This is a genomic window from Pseudomonas sp. B8(2017) (genome assembly GCF_002113575.1).
Lineage (GTDB): Bacteria > Pseudomonadota > Gammaproteobacteria > Pseudomonadales > Pseudomonadaceae > Aquipseudomonas > Aquipseudomonas putida_Z.
Genome location: NZ_NEIO01000004.1, coordinates 182216 through 206318, shown reverse-complemented (window position 1 = coordinate 206318; position 24103 = coordinate 182216). Strand labels below are relative to the sequence as shown.

Below are 24103 nucleotides of genomic sequence, written 5' to 3'. Positions count from 1 at the left end.
CAGTCAGACTTTGAAGCGCGACACGCCGCCACGCAGGCCAGCGGCCACCTGGCTCAGCTCATCGATGGCGAAACTGGCCTGGCGCAGCGATTCGACCGTCTGGGTGCTGGCATCGCTGAGCTGGGCCAGCGCCTGGTTGATCTGCTCGGCACCGGTGGCCTGGGCCTGCATGCCTTCGTTGACCATCAGCACGCGTGGGGCCAGGGCCTGCACCTGGTGAATGATCTGGCTGAGCTGTTCGCCCACCTGCTGCACCTCGAACATGCCGCGGCGCACTTCTTCGGAAAACTTGTCCATGCCCATGACCCCGGCCGACACCGCCGACTGGATCTCGCGCACCATCTGCTCGATATCGTAGGTGGCCACGGCGGTCTGGTCGGCCAGGCGGCGCACTTCGGTGGCTACCACGGCAAAGCCGCGGCCGTACTCGCCGGCCTTTTCCGCTTCGATGGCAGCGTTGAGCGACAGCAGGTTGGTCTGGTCGGCGACCTTGACGATGGTCACCACCATCTGGGTGATGTTGCTGGCCTTTTCGTTGAGGATGCCCAGCTTGGCGTTGACCAGGTCGGCGGCGCCCATCACCTGGTGCATGGTTTCTTCCATGCGTGCCAGGCCCTGCTGGCCGGAACCGGCCAGGCTGGAGGCCTGGTCGGCGGCCGAGGTGACTTCGGTCATGGTGCGCACCAGGTCACGCGAAGTGGCGGCGATTTCCCGCGAGGTGGCGCCGATTTCGGTGGTGGTGGCGGCCGTTTCGGTGGCGGTGGCCTGCTGTTGCTTGGAGGTTGCGGCAATTTCGGTCACCGAGGTGGTCACCTGCACCGACGAACGCTGGGCCTGGGCCACCAGGTTGGCCAGGGCCTCGGCCATTTCGTTGAAGCCGCTTTCGATGGCGCCGAATTCGTCCTTGCGGTCCAGGCTCAGGCGCATGCTCAGGTCGCCCGAGCGCAGTTTGTCGAGGGCATGGACAATGCGCTGCATGGGCGCGGTGATGGCGCGCATCAGCAACAGGCCGCAGATACCGGCGGCGATGATCGCCAGCAGCAGCGAAACTATCATGCTGCCCTTGGCCGTGCTCACGGCGCCGACGATCTCGTTGGTGTCGGTGTCGGCGGAGGCCCGGTTGTGCTCGATCACTTCGTTCAGGAGCTTGCGACCGTCCACCCAGGCCGGGGTCAGCACATCGGTGATCAGCCGCTGGGCTTCCGCGTAGTTGCGCTGTCGATAGGCTTCCAGCACCTGGTCGACGATCTTGAGGTAGGCATCTTTCATCTGGATGAAGGTGTCGAAGCGCGCCTGGTCGTCATCGTCCTGAATGGTGCCCTGGTAGCTGTCCATGTGCTCTTTCAGGCGGTCCTGGAAGCTCTTGAACAGCTCTGCGTCGGCCGAGGTGAATTCGCGGTGATTGGACAGCCCCACCAGCTGCTGGCTGGTGACGTAACTGTCGACCCAGGCACTGCGGATCATCGAGCTGTAGTAGAGGCCGGGAATGCTGTCGGTCCCCACTGCCTGCTCGGCGGATGCGATGGTCACCAACCGCGAGTAGGCGGCCACGATCATCAGCAGCATGATGGCGATGATCACGGCGAAACTTGCCAGGATCCGTTGGCGCAAGGTCCAGTTCTTCACATTCAGCCCTCAGGAATTCACAACGAGCGGGAAAAATCGCCGAAGTATAGCCCAGGCGCCCAGTGCTCATGCGGCTGAAATGTGGGGTAACCGGGTAACCTTGCCGACAGACCGGTCATTTGTGCCCAACGCCATTGGGGCCGCTGTGCGGCCCATCGCCGGCAAGCCATGTGCGATCCCTGTGGGAGCCGGCTTGCCGGCGATCGGCTGCAACGCAGCCCCCATCACTGGCCGGCGGCAAGCCTTGCCTGGCTTTCCAGTTCCTGACGCAGGGCCGGGTCCAGGCGCAGCTGGCGGGCCAGTTCGTCCAGGTAGGCGCGCTCCATGAAGTTTTCCTGGTCGACCATCATCACGCTGGCCAGGTACATCTCGGCGGCCATTTCCGGCGTTTGCGCGGCACGGGCCACTTCGGCCGGGTCCAGCGGCTTGTTCAGCTCGGCATGCAGCCAGTGCTGCAACTCGCGGTCGTTGTCCAGGCGGGTGAATTCGCCCTCGATCAGCGCACGCTCGCGTTCGTCGATATGGCCATCGGACTTGGCCGCCGCCACCAGCGCCCGCAGTACCGCCTGGCTGTGCAGCTCGGCCTGGGCCGGCGGCAGGCGGTCGACGGTCTGTGGCTCGGTGGCGGCCACCTGCTGGCGCGCCTGCCAGTTGCCGTAGGCCTTGTAGGCCAGCACACCGAGCGCGGCCAGGCCGCCATAGGTAAGGGCCTTGCCGCCATATTTTCGGGCCTTCTTGTTGCCCAGCAGCAAGCCCATGGCACCCGCCGCCAGGGCGCCGCCACCGGCACCGGAAAGCAGGCTGCCAAGGCCGCCGGCACTGGCGCCTGGCTTGCCAGAGCTGCCCTTGCCGGCCTGGCTGGCGAGCAAGTCCTGGCCGGACTTGAGCAACTGATCGAGCAATCCCCGGGTATTCATCAAACGGTCTCCACGTTGGCCAAGGGAGCCGTCAGGTTAAGCCCTGCCCGCCGGATCGCCATGGGGGGATTTGCTTCCGGATGTTGCATTGGCTGGCAAAAAGCCAACTAGACTCGATATCGCCAATACCGCGCTAACCGCACCACGTTCATGACGATCGCTTCACGGCTTGCTTGATGACTGCCCCGACCAAAATCTCCAAGAAGAGGGAACACCATGTCAGTGCACAAGACCGCATTGCTCGGCGCAACCGCCTGCGCCGTGCTGGCCAGCGCCAGCCTGCAGGCTGCCGAACCGCCCAAGGCCCTGGGGCCCGGCGAGGGCCGCCTGGACATCGTCGCCTGGCCCGGCTACATCGAGCGCGGTGAAAGCGACAAGGCCTACGACTGGGTGACCGGCTTCGAGAAGGAAACCGGCTGCAAGGTCAGCGTCAAGACCGCCGCCACCTCGGACGAGATGGTCAGCCTGATGACCAAGGGCGGCTACGACCTGGTCACCGCCTCGGGCGATGCCTCGCTGCGGCTGATCGCGGGCAAGCGGGTACAGCCGATCAACACCGCCTTGATCCCCAACTGGAAGAACATCGACCCACGGCTGCAGAACGGTGGCTGGTACGTGGTCGACAAGCAGGTCTACGGCACCCCGTACCAATGGGGGCCGAACGTGCTGCTGTACAACACCGACGTGTTCAAGCAGGCGCCCACCAGCTGGGGCGTGCTGTTCGAGCCGCAGAACCTGCCCGACGGCAAGCCGAACAAGGGCCGCGTGCAGGCCTACGATGGGCCGATCTACATCGCCGATGCGGCGTTGTACCTGAAGGCGGCCAAGCCGGAGCTGGGCATCCAGGACCCGTACGAGCTGAGCGAAGCGCAGTACAAGGCCGTGCTGGAGCTGCTGCGCCAGCAGCAACCGCTGATCCACCGCTACTGGCATGACGCCACGGTGCAGATGAGCGACGTGAAGAACGAAGGCGTGGTTGCCTCCAGCTCCTGGGGCTACATGGTCAATGGCCTCAAGGCCGAGAAGCAGCCCGTGGCCTCGACCATTCCCAAGGAAGGCGCGACCGGCTGGGCCGACACCACCATGCTGCACAGCGAGGCCAAGCACCCCAACTGTGCCTACAAATGGATGGACTGGTCGCTGCAGCCGAAAGTACAGGGTGACGTGGCGGCCTGGTTCGGTTCGTTGCCGGCGGTGCCGGCGGCCTGCACCGGCAGCGAGCTGCTGGGGGCCGAGGGCTGCAAGACCAACGGTTTCGACAACTTCGACAAGATCGCCTTCTGGAAAACCCCGCAGGCCCAGGGCGGCAAGTTCGTGCCGTATAGCCGCTGGACCCAGGATTACATTGCGATCATGGGCGGGCGCTGAGGGTTTCTTCACCTGTACCGGCCCTATCGCCGGCAAGCCGGCTCCCACAGGGCCCGCATAGGCCTTGAGGCCTGCACAGTACCTGTGGGAGCTGGCTTGCCGGCGTTAGGGCCGGTACAGGCAATACAAGAACAACCGAGTACCGCCTATGCCCCTAGCCGTCCAGTTCACCCAGGTTTCCCGCACCTTCGGCGAGGTCAAGGCCGTCGACCAGGTCAGCATCGACATCATCGATGGCGAATTCTTCTCCATGCTCGGCCCCTCTGGTTCGGGCAAGACCACCTGCCTGCGCCTGATCGCAGGCTTCGAGCAACCCAGCAGCGGTTCGATCCGCATCCACGGTGTCGAGGCTGCGGGCGTACCGCCCTACCAGCGCGACGTCAACACCGTATTCCAGGACTACGCCCTGTTCCCGCACATGAACGTACTGGACAACATCGCCTACGGCCTGAAGGTAAAAGGCGTGGCCAAGGCCGAACGCCACAGCCGTGCCGAAGAAGCCCTGGCGATGGTGGCCCTGGCCGGCTACGGCGCGCGCAAACCGGCGCAGTTGTCCGGGGGCCAGCGCCAGCGCGTGGCCCTGGCCCGCGCGCTGGTCAACCGGCCAAGGGTACTGCTGCTGGACGAGCCGCTTGGCGCGCTGGACCTTAAGTTGCGCGAACAGATGCAGGGCGAGCTGAAAAAGCTGCAGCGCCAGCTGGGCATCACCTTCATCTTCGTCACCCACGACCAGACCGAGGCGCTGTCGATGTCCGATCGCGTCGCAGTGTTCAACCGCGGCCGTATCGAGCAGGTCGACCCCCCGCGCAACCTGTACATGCAGCCGGCCACCACCTTCGTCGCCGAATTCGTCGGCACCTCCAACGTTGTGCGCGGCGAACTGGCCACGTTGCTCAATGGCAGCCCGGCGCCCTTCTCCATCCGCCCCGAACACATCCGCCTCGGCGACCCGGCCACAGCCGGCCAGCACGTCCAGGTCAGCGGCCAGCTGCGCGATATCCAGTACCAGGGCAGTGCCACCCGCTACGAGCTGCAACTGGACAGCGGCCAGCTGCTGGCGGTGAGCCAGGCCAACGACCGCTGGCAGGCGCAGGCACAGGCCTGGCAACCCGGGCAACGGGTACAGGCGCACTGGCCCCGCGAAGCCATGACGGTGCTGCAGGAAACCGAGGGCCGCTGACATGAGCACACTGCGCGGCCTGTCCAATCTGCTGTACCGGCGCCCCAACCTGTACCTGGCCCTGCTGCTGGTCCCACCGCTGACCTGGTTCGGCGCGATCTACCTGGGTTCGCTGCTGAACCTGCTGTGGCAGGGCTTCTATACCTTCGACGATTTCACCATGGCGGTGACGCCGGACCTGACCCTGGGCAATTTCGCCGCGCTGTTCAACCCGTCGAACTTCGACATCATCCTGCGCACCCTGGGCATGGCGCTGGCGGTGTCGCTGGCCAGCGCGGTGCTGGCCTTCCCCATCGCCTACTACATGGCGCGCTACACCAGCGGCAAGACCAAGGCGTTTTTCTATATCGCGGTGATGATGCCGATGTGGGCCAGCTACATCGTCAAGACCTACGCCTGGACCCTGCTGCTGGCCAAGGGCGGCGTGGCCCAATGGTTCGTCCAGCAACTGCACCTTGATGCCCTGCTGCAAACAGTGCTGACGGTACCGGGCGTGGGCGGCAGCACGCTGTCGACTTCGCACCTGGGGCGCTTCATGGTGTTCGTGTACATCTGGCTGCCGTTCATGATCCTGCCGATCCAGGCCTCGCTGGAACGCTTGCCGCCGTCGCTGCTGCAAGCCTCGGCAGACCTCGGCGCCCGGCCCGGGCAAACCTTCGTGCAGGTGATACTGCCGCTGTCGATCCCGGGCATTGCCGCCGGCTCGATCTTCACCTTCTCGCTGACCCTGGGCGACTTCATCGTGCCGCAGCTGATCGGCCCGCCCGGCTACTTCATCGGCAGCATGGTCTATGCCCAGCAAGGGGCGATCGGCAACATGCCGATGGCCGCCGCGTTCACCCTGGTGCCGATCGTGCTGATCGCGGTGTACCTGTCCATTGTCAAGCGACTGGGGGCCTTCGATGCACTCTGAAAAAGCCTCGACCGGGCTGCGCCTGGCTGCCTGGGGCGGGTTGCTGTTCCTGCACTTCCCGATCCTGATCATCTTCCTGTATGCCTTCAACACCGAAGACGCGGCGTTCAGCTTCCCGCCCAAGGGCTTTACCCTGAAGTGGTTCGCCGTGGCCTTCGCCCGGCCCGATGTGCTGGAAGCGATCAAGCTGTCACTGCAAGTGGCCTGCCTGGCAACGCTGATCGCCCTGGTGCTCGGCACGCTGGCCTCGGCGGCGCTGTACCGGCGCAGCTTTTTCGGCAAGGAGAGCATTTCGCTGATGCTGATCCTGCCCATCGCCCTGCCCGGCATCATCACCGGTATCGCCCTGCTTTCGGCGTTCAAGACCTTGGGGATCGAGCCCGGGGTTTTCACCATCGTGGTCGGCCATGCCACGTTCTGCGTGGTGATCGTCTACAACAACGTGATCGCTCGCCTGCGGCGTACTTCGCAGAGCCTGATCGAAGCCTCGATGGACCTGGGCGCCGATGGCTGGCAGACCTTCCGCTACATCATCCTGCCCAACCTCGGCTCGGCGCTGCTGGCCGGTGGCATGCTGGCCTTTGCCCTGTCGTTCGACGAAATCATCGTCACCACCTTCACTGCCGGCCACGAACGCACCCTGCCGATCTGGCTGCTCAACCAGCTCAGCCGCCCGCGCGACGTGCCGGTGACCAACGTGGTCGCCATGCTGGTGATGCTGGTGACCATGCTGCCGATCCTTGGCGCCTATTACCTGACCCGTGGCGGTGAAAGCGTCGCGGGCAGTGGCAAATGACCCTGGAGGAGTCCCCGATGCAAACGCAGATGCTGATCAATGGCCAGCTGGTCGCTGGCGAAGGCCCGGCCTGGACCGTGCTCAACCCGGCGCTGGGCAGTGCCCTGGCGCAGATCAACGAAGCCAGCGAGGCCCAGGTGGACAGCGCCGTACGCGCCGCCGACCAGGCCTTCGACAGCTGGTCGCAAAACACCCCCAAGGAACGCTCGCAAGCCTTGCTGGCGCTGGCCGACGCTATCGAAGCCCATGGCGATGAACTGGCCCGACTGGAATCGCAGAACTGCGGCAAGCCGCTGAGCGCCGCGCTGAATGACGAGATCCCGGCAATTGCCGACGTGTTCCGCTACTTCGCCGGTGCGGCGCGCTGCCTGGGCGGCTCGGCAGCCGGCGAGTACCTGCCGGGGCATACTTCGATGATCCGCCGCGACCCGCTGGGCGTGGTGGCCTCGATCGCACCGTGGAACTACCCGTTGATGATGCTGGCTTGGAAGATCGCCCCAGCCCTGGCTGCCGGCAACACGGTGGTGATCAAGCCCTCCGAGCTGACCCCGCTGACCGCCCTGCGCCTCGGCGAACTGGCCCAGGACCTGCTGCCACCGGGTGTGCTGAACATCCTCTTCGGCCGTGGCCAGACGGTCGGCAACCCGCTGGTCAACCACCCCAAGGTGCGCATGGTGTCGCTGACTGGCTCGATCCCCACCGGCGCTCACATCATCAGCGCCACTGCCGACAGCGTGAAACGCATGCACATGGAACTGGGCGGCAAGGCCCCGGTGCTGGTGTTCGACGATGCCGACATCGATGCTGCCATCGACGGCATCCGTACCTTCGGCTTCTACAACGCCGGCCAGGACTGCACCGCCGCCTGTCGGCTGTACGTGCAAGATGGCATCTATGATCGTTTCGTCGAACGCCTGGGGGCCGCAGTGGCCAGCCTAAAGCCAGGCCTGCAGGAAGCCGAGGACACCGAACTGGGGCCACTGATCAGTGCCCAGCACCGCGACAAGGTCGCAGGGCTGGTGCAACGGGCCATCGACCAGCCGCACATTCGCCTGATTACCGGTGGCAAGGCGATTGATGGCGACGGTTTCTTCTTCGAACCGACCGTGCTGGCCGACACCCTGCAGGACGACGAAATCGTGCGTAACGAAGTGTTCGGCCCGGTAGTGTCGGTGACCCGCTTCAACGACGAAGCGCAGGCACTGGAATGGGCCAACGACTCCAACTACGGCCTGGCCTCATCGGTCTGGACCCGCGACACCGGCCGCGCCCACCGCCTGGCGGCGCGCCTGCAGTATGGCTGCACGTGGGTGAACACCCACTTCATGCTGGTCAGCGAAATGCCCCATGGCGGGCAGAAGCATTCGGGGTATGGCAAGGACATGTCGATGTATGGGCTGGAGGACTACACCTGTGTGCGGCATGTGATGATCAAGCATTGAGGGTAAAGCCTGGGTTGAGACTGGCACCTCAGCCCAGGAGCTTTCCTGCAAAGTAGCCAATAGAACAGGAGCAAGTATCAACGCCTGATTTTGCGCGACCTCTGTGGGAGCGGGTTCACCCGCGAACACCGGCAAAGCCGGTGCCATACACCGAGTCGCCTTCTTCGCGGGCATGCCCGCTCCCACAGATACCGCATCGCATTCAAAGGCGGTGCAATACTGTGTAGGAGCGGCCTTGTGTCGCGAAAGGGCCGCAAAGCGGCCCCGGTAATATCAGCGGCGGAGCTGGAAACCTGGGGCCGCTTCGCAGCCCTTTCGCGACACAAGGCCGCTCCTACAACGACCGCGTAATGCTTGGGTCAGGTCAATCCCGCAGGTCCGACTCGTGAATCGGGTTGGCCCGGCTGGTGGCACGCTGGTATTGCGCAGGCCAGGTAGCTTTGTTGCCGCCCAGGTCGTCGTCGGCATGCAGCGGCCAGTACGGGTCGCGCAGCAGTTCGCGGGCGAGGAAGATGATGTCGGCCTGGCCGGTGCGCAGAATGTGCTCGGCCTGGGCCGGTTCGGTGATCATGCCCACGGTGCCGGTGGCGATTTCCGATTCCTTGCGCACACGCTCGGCGAAGCGTGTCTGGTAGCCCGGGCCGGTGGGGATTTCGGCGTTGACCGAGGTGCCGCCGGAGGACACGTCGATCAGGTCGACGCCCAAACCACGCAGGCGGCGGGCCAGTTCGACGGTTTCATCCGGGTTCCAGCCGTCCTCGACCCAGTCGGTCGCCGATACCCGCACGAACAGCGGTAACTCGGCAGGCCAGACCTTGCGCACGGCCTCGACCACCTCCAGGGTCAGGCGGATGCGGTTTTCGAAGCAACTGCCGTACTCGTCGCGACGCTGGTTGCTCAGCGGCGACAGGAACTGGTGCAACAGGTAGCCGTGGGCGGCGTGGATCTCGACCACTTTGAAACCGGCCTTCAGGGCGCGCTCGGTGGAGGCGACGAAGGCGGCGATCACCTGCTCGATTTCATCCTTGTTCAATTCCCGCGGCGCGGTGTGCTGCGGGTCGAAGGCGATTTTCGACGGCCCTACCGGCTGCCAGCCGCCCTCTTCGAGCTTGACGCTGCCTTGCTTGCCCAGCCACGGGCGATAGGTGCTGGCCTTGCGCCCGGCGTGAGCCAGCTGGATGCCGGGCACGCTCCCCTGGGCGGTGATGAAACGGGTGATGCGTTGCAGCGGGGCGATCTGAGCGTCGTCCCATAGGCCGAGGTCTTCAGCGGTGATGCGGCCATCGGCGGTCACCGCCACGGCTTCAGTGATTACCAGGCCAGCGCCACCCACGGCGCGGCTGCCTAAATGGACGAGGTGCCAATCGTTGGCCAGGCCATCGACGGCGGAATACTGGCACATCGGCGAAACGGCGATGCGGTTGGGCAGGGTCAGCTGACGCAGGGTGTAAGGCTCGAGCAGCAGGCTCATGAGGGCACCTCCCAAGGACTCCAATGGTGATCCGGCCCGGACACTCAATTGCACGTCCCTGGCCCAGGTCCGGTCATAACTTCAGACTAGACCAGAATGGTTGGGGGGGAGGTTCCATGGGATTTGGTAGAGGTTGAACGGCTCTGCGTTACCAGCCCCATGTCTGATCAGAGTTTCAGATATCCCTTACGGCCCAGATATGGTGAAGCCTAGGTTGAAGAAATAACCTACAAGTCCTGTCGACTCGCGTCTGATTGTTACTGGAATCCTGACTCTCTAGCCTTTGCTGGTCGCTGGCATTAAGCGGCCGGGGGTGGAATCCCGATCAATTACCGAGTAGCTGTCGTCATGGCAGTTGTGCGCGGAAGGCCGCAAAGCCTACCGGGTTTACTCGTAGCCTGGATTCCACACCGCGTACAACTGCCACCCTTCGTGTGGAATCGGAGAGGCGGTCAATCAGCAACCATACGAGTGATTGATATGAAAATGACAGTCCCTGATCCCCCTCATTTCTTCTCCTTCGACAAAGCGCTCAGAATGATCAGGAGAGGAATCAATGAAGACAGACGACACCCAATTCACCGTCGGCAAGACCACTTTCTTTCAGGGTGAGAACCAGACCCACCCATTATTTCGCATCGAAGCGGGCATTCCGTGCCAAGACGCCCGCGATCAGGCTTCGGAATTGATGGGCTATGTGCGGGAGTTGACCATCGTCGGGCTGATGGATGAGAAACCCATGATGATCTGGGCTGCGCACTATCTCAGTGCGATGGCCAAGGCGCTGATGGATGATGCCGAGTTAGGTATGGCGCGCTGAGTTTGATGTGATCATCGATCGCACATGGAGCACATTAGCCAGCCCGCCGCAGAGCCTTGTGGGAGCGGGTTTACCCGCGAAGCAGGCGACGCGGTGGATGGCACCGGCTTCGCCGGTGATCGCCGGCAAGCCAGCTCCCACAGGTACAGCGCAAGTCTCAAGCCCGCCGCAGGCCCTGTGGGAGCGGGCGTGCCCGCGAAGAAGGCGACTCAGTGGATGGCACCGGCTTCGCCGGTGATCGCCGGCAAGCCAGCTCCCACAGGGATCGCGCTTGGTTCACCGGCGATGGGCTGCAACGCTGCCCCGGAATTGGAGTCAGCGCGGCTCCATGTGGGCAATCATCAACTGCACACTTTCATTGCCACGGAACTCGTTCACATCCAGCTTGTACGCCAACTCGACCCAACGCACCGTCGGGTTCGGCCACACTTCGCGGTCAATGCCAAAGGCAATGCCGTCCAGCCGCACCGAGCCGCACTCGCTCTTGAGCACCACCTTCAGGTGCCGCTCGCCCACCACGCGCTGCTCCACCAACTGGAACACGCCATGGAACAGCGGCTCGGGGAAGTGCTGCCCCCAGGGCCCGGCATGGCGCAGGGCCTTGGCCAGGTCGAGGTGGAACTCCTCCACCGCCAGGCTGCCGTCGGACAACAGCCGACCGGTCAGGTCCTCTTCGCGCAGCTGGCGTCGCACTTCTTCGTCGAACGCCTCGGCAAATGCCGGGAAATTGGCCTCGGGCAACGACAACCCCGCCGCCATCGCGTGGCCGCCGAACTTGCTGATCAGTTGCGGGTGGCGCGCCGCCACAGCATCCAGCGCATCGCGAATATGGAACCCCGGCACCGAACGCGCCGACCCTTTGAGCATGCCCTCGCCAGCGTCGGCGAAAGCGATGGTCGGCCGGTGGTAACGCTCCTTCAAGCGCGAAGCCAGAATACCGATAACCCCCTGGTGCCAGTCGGCATCGAACAGGCACAGGCCATATGGCATCGACTCGACAGGCAGGTCCTTGAGCTGGGCCAGGGCCTCGCGCTGCATGCCCTGTTCGATCGACTTGCGGTCCTGGTTCAGGTCGTCCAGCTGCTGGGCCATGTCCTGGGCCAGGGCCGCGTCTTCACACAGCAGGCATTCGATGCCCAGGCTCATGTCGTCCAGGCGCCCGGCAGCGTTCAGCCGCGGGCCCAGGATAAAGCCAAGGTCGGTCGAAGTGATGCGCCGGTGATCGCGACGGGCCACTTCAAGAATGGCCTTGAGCCCCGGCCGGGCGCGGCCGGCGCGAATGCGCTCGAGGCCCTGGTGCACCAGGATGCGGTTGTTGGCATCCAATGGCACCACGTCGGCGACGCTGCCCAGGGCAACCAGGTCGAGCAATTCGCCGATGTTCGGCTGCGGCTGCGTTTCGTAGCGCCCCAGGCTGCGCAGGCGCGCACGCAGGGCCATCAGCACGTAGAAGATCACCCCTACCCCGGCCAGCGCCTTGCTCGGGAAACTGCAACCCGGCTGGTTGGGATTGATGATGGCGTCGGCGTCGGGCAACTCCGCACCCGGCAGGTGGTGGTCGGTGACCAGCACCTTGAGCCCGGCGGCCTTGGCGGCTGCCACACCGTCGACGCTGGAAATGCCGTTGTCCACGGTGATCAGCAGCTGCGGCTGGCGTTGCAGCGCCACCTCGACGATTTCCGGGGTCAGGCCATAGCCGTACTCGAAGCGGTTGGGCACAAGGTAGTCGACGTGGGCCGCGCCCAGCAGGCGCAGGCCCAGCACGCCGACAGTACTGGCAGTGGCGCCGTCGGCATCGAAGTCGCCGACGATGAGAATGCGCTGGCGCTGGTCGATAGCCTCGACCAGCAGATCCACACCGGCCTCGATGCCCTTGAGCTGCTGGTACGGCAGCAGGCGCGCGAGGCTTTTGTCCAGCTCGGCCTCGCTCTGCACGCCGCGCGCGGCGTACAGGCGGGTCAGCAAGGGTGGCAGGTTACCCAGGAATGGCAGGGTCGGCGGCAGCGGGCGAGGTTCGATACGCATGGGGTGCTTCAGCCGCGCTCACCAAGCAGCCACTCCAGCTGCACTTCGTGCTGGCCACGGTCGTCGGTGACGAACAAGGTGCCTTCACTGATCATCACGTCCCACTTGATGGTGCGGGGCATGTCGGTGGCGAGGGTTTCCAGCACCTCCTGCGGCACGGCGGCAATGCTCAGGTTCTTCAAGCCCTTGACCGCGTCCACCACCTTGTTCTGCCATACGCGCAGGCTGCCGTAGGCCAGCAGGCTGGTACGCTCGGTGCGGCGCGAGCACCAAGTCAGTCGGTCGGCGTCCGGCTGGCCCACTTCGATCCAGTGCAGGATGCGATCGTCCAGGCTCTTTTCCCAAAGCGCCGCTTCATCCACATCGGACAGGCCACGGCCGAACGACAGGTTCTCGTTGTACCACAGGGCGTAGGCCAGCAGGCGTACGGCCATGCGCTCTTCGGTTTCCGAAGGGTGGCGGGCGATGGTCTGACGGACGTTTTCGTACACGCCGCGGTCGAGGTCGGTCAGGTTCAGTTCGAATTTGTAGGTGGTGGACGGCTGGGCCATGGTCGACGGGCTTCTTGCGCAGAGAAAAAGTGACACAGTCTAACCGATACTGCCCTTCGTTGCCCCGCAGCAGTATCTGCCGCTTCGGACCTATGATAAAACCACGCATCTGCCCAGCTGCCACGGATGCCCCATGACTACGCCCAGCAAACCCCTCGCCGGTCTCAAGGTTGTCGAACTCGGCACCCTTATCGCTGGCCCGTTCGCCTCGCGCATCTGTGCCGAATTCGGCGCCGAGGTGGTCAAGGTCGAATCGCCCGATGGCGGCGACCCGTTGCGCAAATGGCGCAAGCTGTACGAAGGCACCTCGCTGTGGTGGTTCGTGCAGGCTCGCAACAAGCAGTCGCTCACCCTCAACCTCAAGCACCCAGAGGGCCGCGAGATTCTCAAGCGCCTGCTGGCCGACGCCGACATCCTGATCGAGAACTTCCGCCCGGGCGTGCTGGAAAAACTCGGCCTGGGCTGGGACGTGTTGCACGCGCTCAACCCGCGCCTGGTAATGGTGCGCCTGTCGGGCTTCGGCCAGACCGGGCCGATGAAGGACCAGCCGGGCTTCGGCGCCGTGGGCGAGTCGATGGGCGGCCTGCGCTACATCACCGGCTTCGACGACCGCCCACCGGTGCGCACGGGCATTTCCATCGGTGACTCGATTGCTGCCCTGTGGGGGGTGATCGGCGCACTGATGGCGCTGCGACACCGGGAAGTCAACGGCGGCCAGGGCCAGGTGGTGGACGTAGCCCTGTACGAAGCGATCTTCGCCATGATGGAAAGCATGGTCCCGGAGTTCGATGTGTTCGGCTTTATCCGCGAACGCACCGGCAACATCATGCCCGGCATCACGCCCTCCTCCATTCACACCAGCGCCGACGGCAAGCATGTGCAGATCGGCGCCAACGGCGATGCGATCTTCAAGCGCTTCATGCAGGCCATTGGCCGCACCGACCTGGCCGACGACCCGACCCTGGCCACCAACGATGGCCGCGACCTGCGCCGTGACGAGCTGTACGGGGTAATCGACCGCTGGGCCAACAGCCTGCCGCTGGAGCAACTGATACAGGTGCTGAACACCGCCGAAGTGCCGGCCAGCCGCATCTATTCGGCCGAGGACATGTTCAACGACCCGCAGTACCTGGCACGCGAAATGTTCCTGCAGGCCAAGCTGCCGGACGGCAAGCCATTCCGCATGCCGGGCATCGTGCCCAAGCTGTCGGACACCCCCGGCTCCACCGAGTGGGTAGGCCCGGCGCTGGGCGAACACACCGAGGCGCTGCTCGGCAACCTGGGCTACGACGCGGCGGCCATCGCCAGCCTGCGCGCAGCAGGCACGGTCTGACCCTGGCGCGGCCCTGGTCCATGCGCGCTGCCCGTTGCCTACGTCACCTGGTCCTGCTGTGCGGGCTGCTGCCCGCATTGCTGTTGCAGCCTGCCACTGCCAAGGAGCGCATCTTCTGGCTGGTGCGCGACCTGCCGCCGTTCACCATTCTGGAAGGGCCGGAAAAAGGCCAAGGGGTGATCGACCAGCTGTTGCCCCTGCTGATCAGGCAGATGCCCGAGTACGACCACAGCATCCTGCGGGTCAACCGCGCCCGCGGCATCCAGATGCTGCAGGACCTGAATAGCTTCACCTGCGACCCGACCCTGCTGTGGACGCCGGAGCGCGCCGAATATGTGCGGTTTTCCGTGCCCTCCCTGGGCGTGCTCAGTGGCGGCCTGGTGCTGCGCAAGGACAGCGAGGCGCTGGTGGCGCCTTACCTCGACGGCCAGGAGGTAGACCTGCATGCCCTGCTGAGCAAGACCCCGCTGAAGCTGGGGGTTGTCGCCGAGCGCAGCTATGGCACGCAGATCGACGCCATCCTGCGCCAGTTGCCCGACACCGCGTTCAGCCGCCACTACGGCAACGACGCCACCGCCAACCTGCTACAGATGCAACAGCTCGGGCGCCTGCGCATGGTGCTCGGCTACTGGCCCGAAGTGCGCTACCTGGTGGAGCAGCAAGGCGGGGCACTGACTGACTACCGGTTTCATCCTGTGCAAGGGGTGAACCGCTACCAGTTTCTGCATGTAGGTTGTTCGAATAGCGAGCTTGGGCGTGAAGCGATTGCGCACATCGACCAACTGCTGCCTGCCTTGCGCCGGGATGTGTTGCCGAGGTTGTATGCACGCTGGCTGGACCCGGCGTTGCAGGAAGACTACCTGGAAGAGAGCAAGCGCTTCTTCGAAGACCACTGATTGCCTGCACCGGCCCTATCGCCGGCAAGCCAGCTCCCACCTCGACCGAATCAACCTCAAGCCATGTGCAGTATCTGTGGGAGCTGGCTTGCCGGCGATAGGGCCGGTGCAGGCAACCCAAAAAAGAAACCCCGGGCGCTGGGGAAACACGCCCGGGGCCAAGCGAAAGCCCTTGGGGGCTTCCCGTGACAGCCTTGCCAGCGCCGGAGCAAAGCACTGGCCCGGCTGCCCCTACAGTGTCTGATAAACCACTCAGGCAAAGGTTCCATGGGGTTGCTGGCGCTGCTGCAATGCCGCGATCACACAGGGCTGCAAACGCCCTTCGGCGATCTGCAGGTCGCGGTGCAGGCCATCCACCAGGTCGATCAACAGGCTTTGTTCCTGCAACTGGCGCTCGCTGACCGTGCGCCGCAGGGTGATGCCGGCGAGGCGGTCATGAACGGTCAATTGGCGATTACCCTGGGCATCGGCGACGCCGAGGTGGGTCTGATAGGGGGTCAGGGCTTCGTTGAGCAGTCTGCAGATTCTTTCCATCCGGATCACTCGCTGCGTGGTGGGATATAGAGGAACTGACCAACAGACGCAGCGGAAAGTTCGTTACACCGCGGCTGCTTCAGTGAGCATGCGGGGCGGACGTGACAGTTTGAATACGCCGCCACGGGCGCGCCTGCAGTGCTTGCAGGGCACGCTGCAGGCTTGGCATCGACAGCGGCCAGGGCAGTTCGGCGAGCACCCACAGGCCCCGGTTTCTGGCCTCTTGGGCAAGGTTGTGGCGCTTGGGGGTAGCCTGGCCGACGAACAGCAAAGCGCGGGTTCGGTGCTGGTGTTCGAGCAAGGCAAGGCCGGCCCGGGTTGGCATGGCGTGGTCAAGGATCAACAGATCGGGGCGGTGATCGGCGTTCAGGCAGGCGTCGAGGTCTGCGCTGGTTTCGCTGATGCGCACATGGAACATGCCTTGGGCATTGAGGGCCTGGTGCAGGAGGATCTGATGGGATGGGCGAGCCTGGTGGATCAACACGTAGGGCTGGTACATGAGCCGCTCCTGATGGGAGGACCGGCTAAATTAGGCGTTGCGCTGGGCGGCCTGAATAGGATGTTTCTGATGGAGCAGTGGGAAGATTCGGACAATTAGGGCTGCTCCGCAGCCCATCGCCGGCAAGCCAGCTCCCACAGGGATTGCACATGACCTTGGGCCTATGCGGTCGGGGTGGGAGCTGGCTTGCCGGCGATGGGCCGCAGTGCGGCCCCGATGTTTACAGCGGCTTGCCGCGGTTGCCATGCTGGCTGACAAAGCCCTGCACAGCCTTCAGGTCATTGGCCAGCACCGTGCAACGCTCCTCACGGCTGAACAGGTCGCTGAGGTGCGCCGGCAGCTCCAGCGCCTTGCCAACACCGGCCTTCTCCACCGCTTCCGGGAACTTGACCGGGTGCGCGGTACCCAGCACCACCATCGGCGTGTCCAGGCTGCGGCGGCACTCGCGGGCGGCCTTGACGCCGATTGCGGTGTGCGGGTCGAGCACTTCGCCGGTAGCGGCGAACACTTCGGCGATGGTTTCGCAGGTCTGCTCGTCACTCACTGCCAGCGAGTCGAACAGCTTGCGCGCTTCGGTCCAGCGGTCTTGCTCGACGCTGAAGCCGCCACCTTGCTTGAAGTTGGCCATCAGTTCGGCAATGGCGCCGCCGTTGCGGCCGTGCAGGTCGAACAGCAGGCGCTCGAAGTTGGACGAGACCATGATGTCCATCGACGGCGACAGGGTCGCGTGCAGGGTTTCCTTGACGTACTGGTTGCCGCTCATGAAGCGATGCAGGATGTCGTTGCGGTTGGTGGCGACGATCAGCTGGCTGACCGGCAGGCCCATGTTACGTGCCAGGTAGCCAGCGAAGATGTCGCCGAAGTTGCCGGTCGGCACCGAGAACGCCACGGAACGCGCCGGGCCACCCAGTTGCAGGGCCGCGTGGAAGTAGTAGACGATCTGGGCCATGATCCGCGCCCAGTTGATCGAGTTGACCGCAACCAGGCGGGTGCCCTTGAGGAACGACTGGTCGGCGAAGCTGGCCTTGACCATTTCCTGGCAGTCGTCGAAGTTGCCTTCGATGGCGATGTTATGGATGTTGTCGCCGAAGATGGTGGTCATCTGCCGGCGCTGCACTTCCGACACGCGCTGGTGCGGGTGCAGGATGAAGATGTCGACGTTGTCGCAACGGCGGCAACCTTCGATGGCGGCGGAACCGGTGTCACCGCTGGTGGCGCCAATGATCACCACGCGCTCGTTGCGCTTGGCCAGCACGTGGTCCAGCAGGCGGCCGAGCAGTTGCAGGGCGAAGTCCTTGAACGCCAGGGTCGGGCCGTGGAACAGCTCCAGCACCCACTCGTTGCTGTTCAGCTGACGCAGCGGGGCAACCGCGGCGTGGGCGAACTCGCCGTAGGTTTCTTCGAGGATCTTCTTGAAGTCGGCGTCGGCGATGCTGCCTTCGACGAACGGGCGCATCACCCGGAAGGCAAGTTCGTGGTACGGCAGGCCGGCCCACGAGGCGATTTCTTCCTGGGTGAAGCGTGGCAGGTTTTCCGGGACGTACAGGCCGCCGTCGCTGGCCAGGCCAGCCAGCAGGACGTCTTCGAAATTGAGGGCCGGAGCCTGGCCGCGGGTACTGATATAGCGCATGGGTGCAAACCTTCGATGCTGGGGCCGGGGCCGCACTGGCGGCCCGCCGGCACTATTGTTAGTTGAGCTGCTCGACGCGAATGCGCACGACCTTGCCGACCACGTCCTGCAGGGCTTCCAGGGCGACGATGGCGTCGTTGATACGCTGCTCGACCACGCGATGGGTCAGCAGGATCATCGGCACCAGGCCGTCCTGTTCCTCGGCTTCCTTCTGCATGATCGACTCGATGTTGATGCCACGCTCCGAGAGGATGCTGGCCACCTGGGCCAGTACGCCAGGGTGATCCTTGGCCTGGATGCGCAAGTAGTAGGCGCTTTCACAGGCCTCGATCGGCAGGATCGGGTGGGCCGACAGCGAATCCGGCTGGAAGGCCAGGTGCGGCACGCGGTTTTCCGGGTCGGAGGTCATGGCACGGACCACATCGACCAGATCGCCGACCACCGACGAAGCGGTAGGCTCCATGCCGGCACCGGCGCCGTAGTACAGGGTGGAACCGGCGGCGTCGCCATTGACCATGACGGCGTTCATCACGCCGTTGACGTTGGCGATCAGGCGGTCGGCCGGGATAAGCGTCGGGTGTACGCGCAGCTCGATACCTTCGGCAGTGCGGCGGGCCACACCCAGGTGCTTGATGCGGTAGCCCAGGGCCTCGGCATAATTCACGTCAGCAGTGGTCAGCTGGGTAATGCCTTCGGTGTAGGCCTTGTCGAATTGCAGCGGGATGCCGAAAGCGATCGAAGCCAGGATGGTCAACTTGTGCGCGGCATCGATGCCTTCAACGTCGAAAGTTGGGTCGGCTTCGGCGTAACCCAGCGCCTGGGCTTCGGCCAGCACGTCCGGGAAGGCGCGGCCCTTCTCACGCATTTCGGTGAGGATGAAGTTGCCGGTGCCGTTGATGATGCCGGCCAGCCAGTTGATGTGGTTGGCCGACAGGCCTTCGCGGATGGCCTTGATCACCGGGATGCCACCGGCCACGGCCGCCTCGAAGGCGACGATCACGCCCTTCTCGCGGGCCTTGGCGAAGATTTCATTGCCGTGCACGGCAATCAGCGCCTTGTTGGCGGTGACCACGTGCTTGCCGTTTTCGATGGCCTTGAGCACCAGTTCGCGGGCCACGGTGTAGCCACCGATCAGCTCGATGACAATGTCGATCTCCGGGTTGCTCGCAACTTCGAACACATCAGCGGTAATGGGGGTACCGGTAATCTGGCAGTTCGGGTTCTGCGAGCGCATGGCAATCTGTGCCACTTCAATACCGCGCCCGGCACGGCGGGCGATCTCCTCGGCGTTGCGCTGAAGTACATTGAAGGTTCCGCCACCGACGGTCCCCAACCCACAGATGCCTACTTTGACCGGTTTCACTGTGAACTCCCCATTGAACGGCCGACACCTATGCCGACCGTGAAACATGCCGTCACCCCATGACGACGGCGTACTGAATTGGATTACTTGGCCAGTGCCAGCTTGGCGACCTGCGGTGCCGGCTGGTAGCCCGGAATGACCTGGCCGCTTTCAAGGACGATCGCCGGCGTGCCGTTGACGCCGATCGACTGGCCCAGCTGGAACTGCTTGCTGACCGGGTTGGCGCACTTGGCGGCCTTGATTTCCTCACCCTCGACCATCTTGTCCATCGCCGCACGGCGGTCGCTGGAACACCAGACGGCCTGCAACTGCTGGTCACCCGGCGAACCGAGGCCCTGACGCGGGAAGGCGACATAGCGCACTTCGATACCGCGGCGGTTGAGCTCGGGCACCTCGGCGTGCAGCTTGTGGCAGTACGGGCAGGTGGTGTCGGTGAATACCGTGATGTGCGACTTGGTCTCGCCCTTGGCAGGATAAACCACCATCTCGGCGGCTGGAATGCCGTTGATGAGCTTGGCAATGCCCAGGCGCTCGGTCTTCTCGGTGAGGTTGACCGGCTTGCCGTCCTGGATCTGGAACAGGTAGCCCTGCATCACGAACTGGCCGTCGCCGCTGGCATAAAGCACGCGGCCGCCCTGCAGCTTGACTTCATACAGGCCACTGACCGGGCTGCTGGCCACGCTTTCGACGGGCACTTCCAGCTCGAGGTTCTGCAACGACTTACGGATGGCCTGCTCGGCAGTGGCATTGCTGTCGGTTGCCGCAGCAACGGCAAAGGTACTGGCCAGCGCCAACGCGGCGGCGGCGAAAAACTGGGTCACGCGCATGGGAACTCCTGAAGGCGGACAGGGGCCGGAGGGCGCCACCTGCGGAAAATACGCGGTGACCGTGCGGCCCTTGGTGCAAACCGCCCAAGCCTACCACATCACACCGCCGGTGAAGGGCCTTGCAAGGACCGGTCGGCGGAACATGAAAAACATTCATCCACGCGGGTGGTGCTGGGCGTGCAATTGCTGCAGGCGGGCCTTGGCGACATGGGTGTAGATCTGCGTGGTCGACAGATCACTGTGGCCCAGCAGCATCTGCACCACGCGCAGGTCGGCGCCATGGTTGAGCAGATGAGTAGCGAAGGCATGGCGCAGGGTGTGCGGCGACAGCGGTTTGTCGATGCCGGCGACCCGGGCATGGTGCTTGATGCGATGCCAGAAGGTCTGGCGGGTCATCTGCTCGCCACGCTGGCTGGGGAACAAGACATCGCTGGGGCGGCCATTGAGCAGTTCGGCGCGGCCATCGCGCAGGTAGCGTTGCAGCCACACCACCGCCTCTTCGCCCATGGGCACCAGGCGCTCCTTGCTGCCCTTGCCCATCACCCGCAGCACGCCCTGGCGCAGGTTGACCTGGTCGAGGGCCAGGCTGACCAGTTCGGTGACCCGCAGGCCACAGGCGTAAAGCACTTCGAGCATGGCGCGGTCACGCTGGCCGATGGCTTCGCTCAGGTCCGGGGCCTGCAGCAAGGCTTCGACGTCGGCTTCGGACAACGACTTGGGCAGCGGCTTGCCCAGTTGCGGCATGTCCACTTGCAGGGTCGGGTCGATGGCCACCAGCTTTTCCCGCAGCAGGTAGCGGAAGAAGCCGCGCAGGCCGGACAGGAAGCGTGCCGTGGAGCGCGGCTTGTAGCCCTGGTCGAGGCGCCAGGCCAGGTGGTCGAGAATCAGGTCGCGGCCGGCGTCGGGCAAGCTGACGCCGTGTTCCTGCAGCCAGCCGTTGAACAGAGCCAGGTCGCTGCGGTAGGACATGCGGGTGTTGTCGGACAGGCCCTTTTCAAGCCACAGGGCGTCGAGGAACTGGTCGATCAGGGGGTGGTCTAGGGCGGGCATTCGGGGCTGCTGGGTGTTGGAGGTGGGGCTAGTGTTTCACAGCACCTTGGGGGTTGTCTGTACCGGCCTCTTCGCGGGCACGCCCGCTCCCACAGGACCTCCACAGGCTTTGAATGCTTTGCAGTACTTGTGGGAGCGGGCGCGCCCGCGAAAGGGCCAGTGCAGGAGAACTCAGGCCTGGGGCAAAACCGGCACCGGGCGCTTGTCCTCGTCGATGGCGACGAAGCTGAACACCCCATGAATCGCTCGCTCGCGGCCATCCAGGTACATGTTCTCGACGAACACATCCACCTGCACCTGCAAGCTGGTATTACCCACCTTGATGACCGACCCCACCAACTCGACGATCGAGCCCGCCGGGATCGGGTGCTTGAAGTCGATGCGATCAGTGGACACGGTCACCAGCGGCAGGCGGCAGAAGCGCGTGGCGGCGATGAACGACACTTCGTCCATCCAGGCCAGGGCGGTGCCGCCGAACAGGGTGTTGTGGTGGTTGGTGGTGTTGGGGAACACCGCCTTGGTCACGCGGGTCACCGACAGCTCGGTGCGGCGCAGGATTTCCTGGTCTCGGGTATTCATGGCAATCACATCTTCGGGGGTTCAAAACGCAAAAAAGCAGCCCGAAGGCTGCTTTTTTCTCGCTAGGCGGCCTTGGCCACCGGGCAAACTGCACTCAGGACAGTTTTTCCTTGATGCGAGCGGCTTTGCCGGACAGGTCGCGCAGGTAGTACAGCTTGGCTTTACGCACGTCACCACGACGTTTCACGGCCAGGCTGTCGATTTGCGGGCTGTAGGTCTGGAAGGTACGCTCTACGCCAACGCCGCTGGAGATCTTGCGCACGGTGAAGGCGCTGTTCAGACCGCGGTTACGCTTGGCGATAACGACGCCTTCGAACGCCTGCAGACGGGAACGCTCACCTTCCTTCACTTTAACCTGAACGACAACGGTGTCGCCTGGTGCGAAGGTCGGGATTTCCTTGCTCATCTGCTCGGCTTCGAGCTGCTGGATGATCTTGTTGGTCATGCTGTGCTCCTAAGATGGATACGTGATCCACCATCGATACGTTTAACTATCGTCCCGCTCGCGGAGATATTCCTCGAGCAGCTTCTTCTCTTCTCCAGAAAGCGAGCGACTTTCCAGAAGATCGGCGCGTCGTTCGAAGGTCCTACCAAGGGACTGCTTCATTCTCCAACGCCGGATGTGTGCATGGTTGCCACTTAGCAACACGTCGGGAACACGCTGATCCGCATACACCTCAGGCCGGGTGTAGTGCGGGCAATCGAGCAGACCGTCGGTGAAGGAATCCTCTTCCGCCGAGTCCACATGCCCTAAAGCTCCGGGCAGCAGCCGTGTAACCGCATCGATCAGTACCATGGCCGGCAGCTCGCCACCGGAAAGCACATAGTCGCCAATCGACCACTCCTCATCGACATGAGCCTCGATAAAGCGCTCGTCGATGCCTTCATAACGACCGGCGATCAGGATCAACGATTCCTGTTCGGCCAGGCCTTTGACCGCCTGCTGAGTCAGCTTGCGGCCTTGTGGCGAAAGGTAGATCACCTTCGCCGCTGCTCCGGTCGCTTGCCTGGCGCTAACCAGGGCGTCTTCCAGAGGCTTGATTTTCATCACCATGCCCGGACCACCGCCAAACGGCCGATCATCCACCGTGTGGTGACGATCTGTGGTGTAGTCCCGCGGGTTCCAGCAAGTCACCTGAAGCAACCCCTGTTTCACCGCGCGGCTGGTAATGCCGTACTCCGTGATGGCCGAGAACATCTCGGGGAACAACGTGATGACGTCTACGCGAAGGTTACCCATCGTTTAGAAGTCCGCGTCCCATTCAACCCGCATCACGCCCGCTTCCAGGTCGATGTCGAGCACGCATTGCGCCGTATAGGGCAACAGACGCTCGCGATCATCCAGGCTGCCTGCGCAGGGCTTGACCACCATTACATCGTTCGCACCGGTCTCCAACAGGTGATCGACCTTGCCGAACAGTTGTTCGTCCTGGTTGATGACCTTCAGGCCCACCAACTGGTACCAGTAGTACTCGTCAGCAGCCAGGTTGGGCAAAAGGCTCCGCGGAATGCAGATTTCGTAACCGCTCAGAAGACGGGCTTCATCACGATCATCGAGGCCTTTCAGTTTCACGACCAGGCCCTTCTGGGAGCCACGACCGTTGACCAGCTCGACCTGCTTTACCTTGCCTTCGTGCCGAAGCGTCCAGCGTGGATAATCCAACAGGTTTTCAATCGGATCGGTAAAGGAATACACCTTCACCTCGCCGCGAACGCCGTGAACCGAAAAAATCTTGCCAACGACGATGAGGTCGTCAGCCTTTTCTGGCGTCGCGTTCATACTACTCAGGCAGCAGCCTTGGCAGCGTCCTTCAGCAGCTGAGCAACGCGCTCAGACGGCTGTGCACCCTGGCTCAGCCAGTAGTTGACGCGCTCTTGGTTGACCGACAGCTTGACTTCGGCGCCAGCAGCGATCGGGTTGAAGAAACCTACGCGCTCAACGAAACGGCCGTCACGGGCGTTACGCGAGTTGGTCACGGTCAGGTGGTAGAATGGGCGCTTTTTCGAGCCGCCACGGGCCAGACGAATGGTTACCATGTGAACATCGTTCCTATAGTCGGTGCTGCAGTTGATACAGCAGCTGGTACTGCAAATCTGAATGCCAAATAGGCACACGGGTGCCCAAAAGGCCGCATATTCTCGGGGAATACACGGACATTTGCAAATGACTTTTTCGGCAAGGCCCTGCCCTGCCGTCCAGATCTGCCGGTTGAGCCGCGAAATCCGCGGCCATTGCCCCGCCACGGCGGGGGTTCTGGGCGCCTGCCGGACAAACGGCAGGCC

24 protein-coding genes are annotated in these 24103 nt (G+C 63.7%); 8 read left to right on the top strand and 16 right to left on the bottom strand.

What is annotated here, in order from left to right; translation table 11 throughout:
• Positions 1-3: 3 nt before the first annotated feature.
• Both CAG22_RS09005 and CAG22_RS09000 read right to left on the bottom strand, forming a co-directional pair.
• Positions 4-1626, bottom strand: a complete 1623-nt coding sequence (locus CAG22_RS09005) for a methyl-accepting chemotaxis protein (protein WP_085691713.1) — start codon at positions 1624-1626, stop codon at positions 4-6.
• A 224-nt stretch (positions 1627-1850) separates the two neighbouring features.
• Positions 1851-2543 (bottom strand): tellurite resistance TerB family protein, encoded by a 693-nt coding sequence (locus CAG22_RS09000; protein ID WP_013971209.1) that lies wholly within the window; start codon positions 2541-2543, stop codon positions 1851-1853.
• Between the two features lie 216 nt (positions 2544-2759).
• Here CAG22_RS09000 and ydcS point away from each other — a divergent pair, with 216 nt between their 5' ends.
• The 5 genes from ydcS (at position 2760) to CAG22_RS08975 (ending at position 8242) form a co-directional block, all read left to right on the top strand.
• Entirely contained in the window at positions 2760-3911 is a 1152-nt protein-coding gene (gene ydcS, locus CAG22_RS08995) for a putative ABC transporter substrate-binding protein YdcS (RefSeq protein ID WP_075043954.1), read from the top strand.
• Positions 3912-4059: 148 nt separating this feature from the next.
• Complete coding sequence (locus CAG22_RS08990) at positions 4060-5091, top strand: ABC transporter ATP-binding protein (RefSeq protein ID WP_085705321.1); 1032 nt, start codon at positions 4060-4062, stop codon at positions 5089-5091.
• Position 5092: 1 nt separating this feature from the next.
• Positions 5093-6004 (top strand): ABC transporter permease, encoded by a 912-nt coding sequence (locus CAG22_RS08985; RefSeq protein WP_085691714.1) that lies wholly within the window; start codon positions 5093-5095, stop codon positions 6002-6004.
• The gene (locus tag CAG22_RS08980) at positions 5994-6800 is read left to right on the top strand and encodes an ABC transporter permease (protein ID WP_025337926.1); all 807 of its coding nucleotides are present in this window, start codon (positions 5994-5996) and stop codon (positions 6798-6800) included. Before CAG22_RS08985 ends, CAG22_RS08980 begins: the two co-directional genes overlap by 11 nt.
• 17 nt (positions 6801-6817) lie before the next feature.
• Positions 6818-8242 carry a gamma-aminobutyraldehyde dehydrogenase gene (locus tag CAG22_RS08975; RefSeq protein ID WP_085691715.1) on the top strand — a complete coding sequence of 475 codons (1425 nt, stop codon included), beginning with the start codon at positions 6818-6820 and terminating at the stop codon, positions 8240-8242.
• Between the two features lie 364 nt (positions 8243-8606).
• Here the strand turns inward: CAG22_RS08975 and CAG22_RS08970 are convergent, their stop codons facing one another.
• Positions 8607-9713: an NADH:flavin oxidoreductase/NADH oxidase gene (locus tag CAG22_RS08970; RefSeq protein WP_085691716.1), complete on the bottom strand. Its 1107-nt coding sequence runs from the start codon at positions 9711-9713 to the stop codon at positions 8607-8609.
• Positions 9714-10269: 556 nt separating this feature from the next.
• On the opposite strand from CAG22_RS08970, the gene CAG22_RS08965 reads away from it, so the two are divergent.
• The gene (locus tag CAG22_RS08965; RefSeq protein WP_085691717.1) at positions 10270-10533 is read left to right on the top strand and encodes a DUF3077 domain-containing protein; all 264 of its coding nucleotides are present in this window, start codon (positions 10270-10272) and stop codon (positions 10531-10533) included.
• A gap of 315 nt (positions 10534-10848) precedes the next feature.
• Here CAG22_RS08965 and recJ read toward each other — a convergent pair whose 3' ends face one another.
• Both recJ and CAG22_RS08950 read right to left on the bottom strand, forming a co-directional pair.
• A complete protein-coding gene (gene recJ / locus CAG22_RS08955) occupies positions 10849-12558 on the bottom strand; it encodes a single-stranded-DNA-specific exonuclease RecJ (protein ID WP_085601932.1) in 1710 nt (569 codons plus the stop codon).
• Between the two features lie 8 nt (positions 12559-12566).
• Positions 12567-13109 carry a YaeQ family protein gene (locus CAG22_RS08950; RefSeq protein WP_013971198.1) on the bottom strand — a complete coding sequence of 181 codons (543 nt, stop codon included), beginning with the start codon at positions 13107-13109 and terminating at the stop codon, positions 12567-12569.
• 133 nt (positions 13110-13242) lie between these two features.
• On the opposite strand from CAG22_RS08950, the gene CAG22_RS08945 reads away from it, so the two are divergent.
• Both CAG22_RS08945 and CAG22_RS08940 read left to right on the top strand, forming a co-directional pair.
• Positions 13243-14442 (top strand): CaiB/BaiF CoA-transferase family protein, encoded by a 1200-nt coding sequence (locus CAG22_RS08945; RefSeq protein WP_085587608.1) that lies wholly within the window; start codon positions 13243-13245, stop codon positions 14440-14442.
• A 20-nt stretch (positions 14443-14462) separates the two neighbouring features.
• On the top strand, positions 14463-15338 hold the full coding sequence (locus CAG22_RS08940; protein ID WP_085587606.1) for a TIGR02285 family protein: 876 nt from the start codon (positions 14463-14465) through the stop codon (positions 15336-15338).
• A 252-nt stretch (positions 15339-15590) separates the two neighbouring features.
• Here CAG22_RS08940 and CAG22_RS08935 read toward each other — a convergent pair whose 3' ends face one another.
• The 11 genes from CAG22_RS08935 to rpsP all read right to left on the bottom strand — a co-directional run bounded on the left by CAG22_RS08935 (position 15591) and on the right by rpsP (position 23857).
• Positions 15591-15872: a DUF3509 domain-containing protein gene (locus CAG22_RS08935; RefSeq protein WP_061303183.1), complete on the bottom strand. Its 282-nt coding sequence runs from the start codon at positions 15870-15872 to the stop codon at positions 15591-15593.
• Between the two features lie 79 nt (positions 15873-15951).
• The gene (locus CAG22_RS08930; RefSeq protein WP_085587604.1) at positions 15952-16371 is read right to left on the bottom strand and encodes a response regulator; all 420 of its coding nucleotides are present in this window, start codon (positions 16369-16371) and stop codon (positions 15952-15954) included.
• Positions 16372-16591: 220 nt separating this feature from the next.
• Positions 16592-18001, bottom strand: coding sequence for a threonine synthase (gene thrC / locus CAG22_RS08925; RefSeq protein ID WP_010952565.1), 1410 nt, complete (start codon positions 17999-18001; stop codon positions 16592-16594).
• Positions 18002-18059: 58 nt separating this feature from the next.
• Positions 18060-19364: a homoserine dehydrogenase gene (locus CAG22_RS08920; RefSeq protein ID WP_046616085.1), complete on the bottom strand. Its 1305-nt coding sequence runs from the start codon at positions 19362-19364 to the stop codon at positions 18060-18062.
• 83 nt (positions 19365-19447) lie between these two features.
• Positions 19448-20191: a thioredoxin fold domain-containing protein gene (locus tag CAG22_RS08915; protein ID WP_025337916.1), complete on the bottom strand. Its 744-nt coding sequence runs from the start codon at positions 20189-20191 to the stop codon at positions 19448-19450.
• A 153-nt stretch (positions 20192-20344) separates the two neighbouring features.
• Positions 20345-21241 (bottom strand): site-specific tyrosine recombinase XerD, encoded by an 897-nt coding sequence (gene xerD / locus CAG22_RS08910; RefSeq protein WP_085587602.1) that lies wholly within the window; start codon positions 21239-21241, stop codon positions 20345-20347.
• 171 nt (positions 21242-21412) lie between these two features.
• Entirely contained in the window at positions 21413-21820 is a 408-nt protein-coding gene (locus tag CAG22_RS08905) for an acyl-CoA thioesterase (RefSeq protein ID WP_085705319.1), read from the bottom strand.
• Between the two features lie 94 nt (positions 21821-21914).
• A complete protein-coding gene (gene rplS, locus CAG22_RS08900; RefSeq protein ID WP_003252148.1) occupies positions 21915-22265 on the bottom strand; it encodes a 50S ribosomal protein L19 in 351 nt (116 codons plus the stop codon).
• A 42-nt stretch (positions 22266-22307) separates the two neighbouring features.
• On the bottom strand, positions 22308-23060 hold the full coding sequence (trmD, locus tag CAG22_RS08895; protein WP_003252146.1) for a tRNA (guanosine(37)-N1)-methyltransferase TrmD: 753 nt from the start codon (positions 23058-23060) through the stop codon (positions 22308-22310).
• Between the two features lie 3 nt (positions 23061-23063).
• Positions 23064-23600, bottom strand: a complete 537-nt coding sequence (gene rimM, locus CAG22_RS08890) for a ribosome maturation factor RimM (RefSeq protein ID WP_025337913.1) — start codon at positions 23598-23600, stop codon at positions 23064-23066.
• Positions 23601-23605: 5 nt separating this feature from the next.
• Positions 23606-23857 (bottom strand): 30S ribosomal protein S16, encoded by a 252-nt coding sequence (gene rpsP / locus CAG22_RS08885; protein ID WP_003259424.1) that lies wholly within the window; start codon positions 23855-23857, stop codon positions 23606-23608.
• Between the last annotated feature and the right edge of the window lie 246 nt (positions 23858-24103).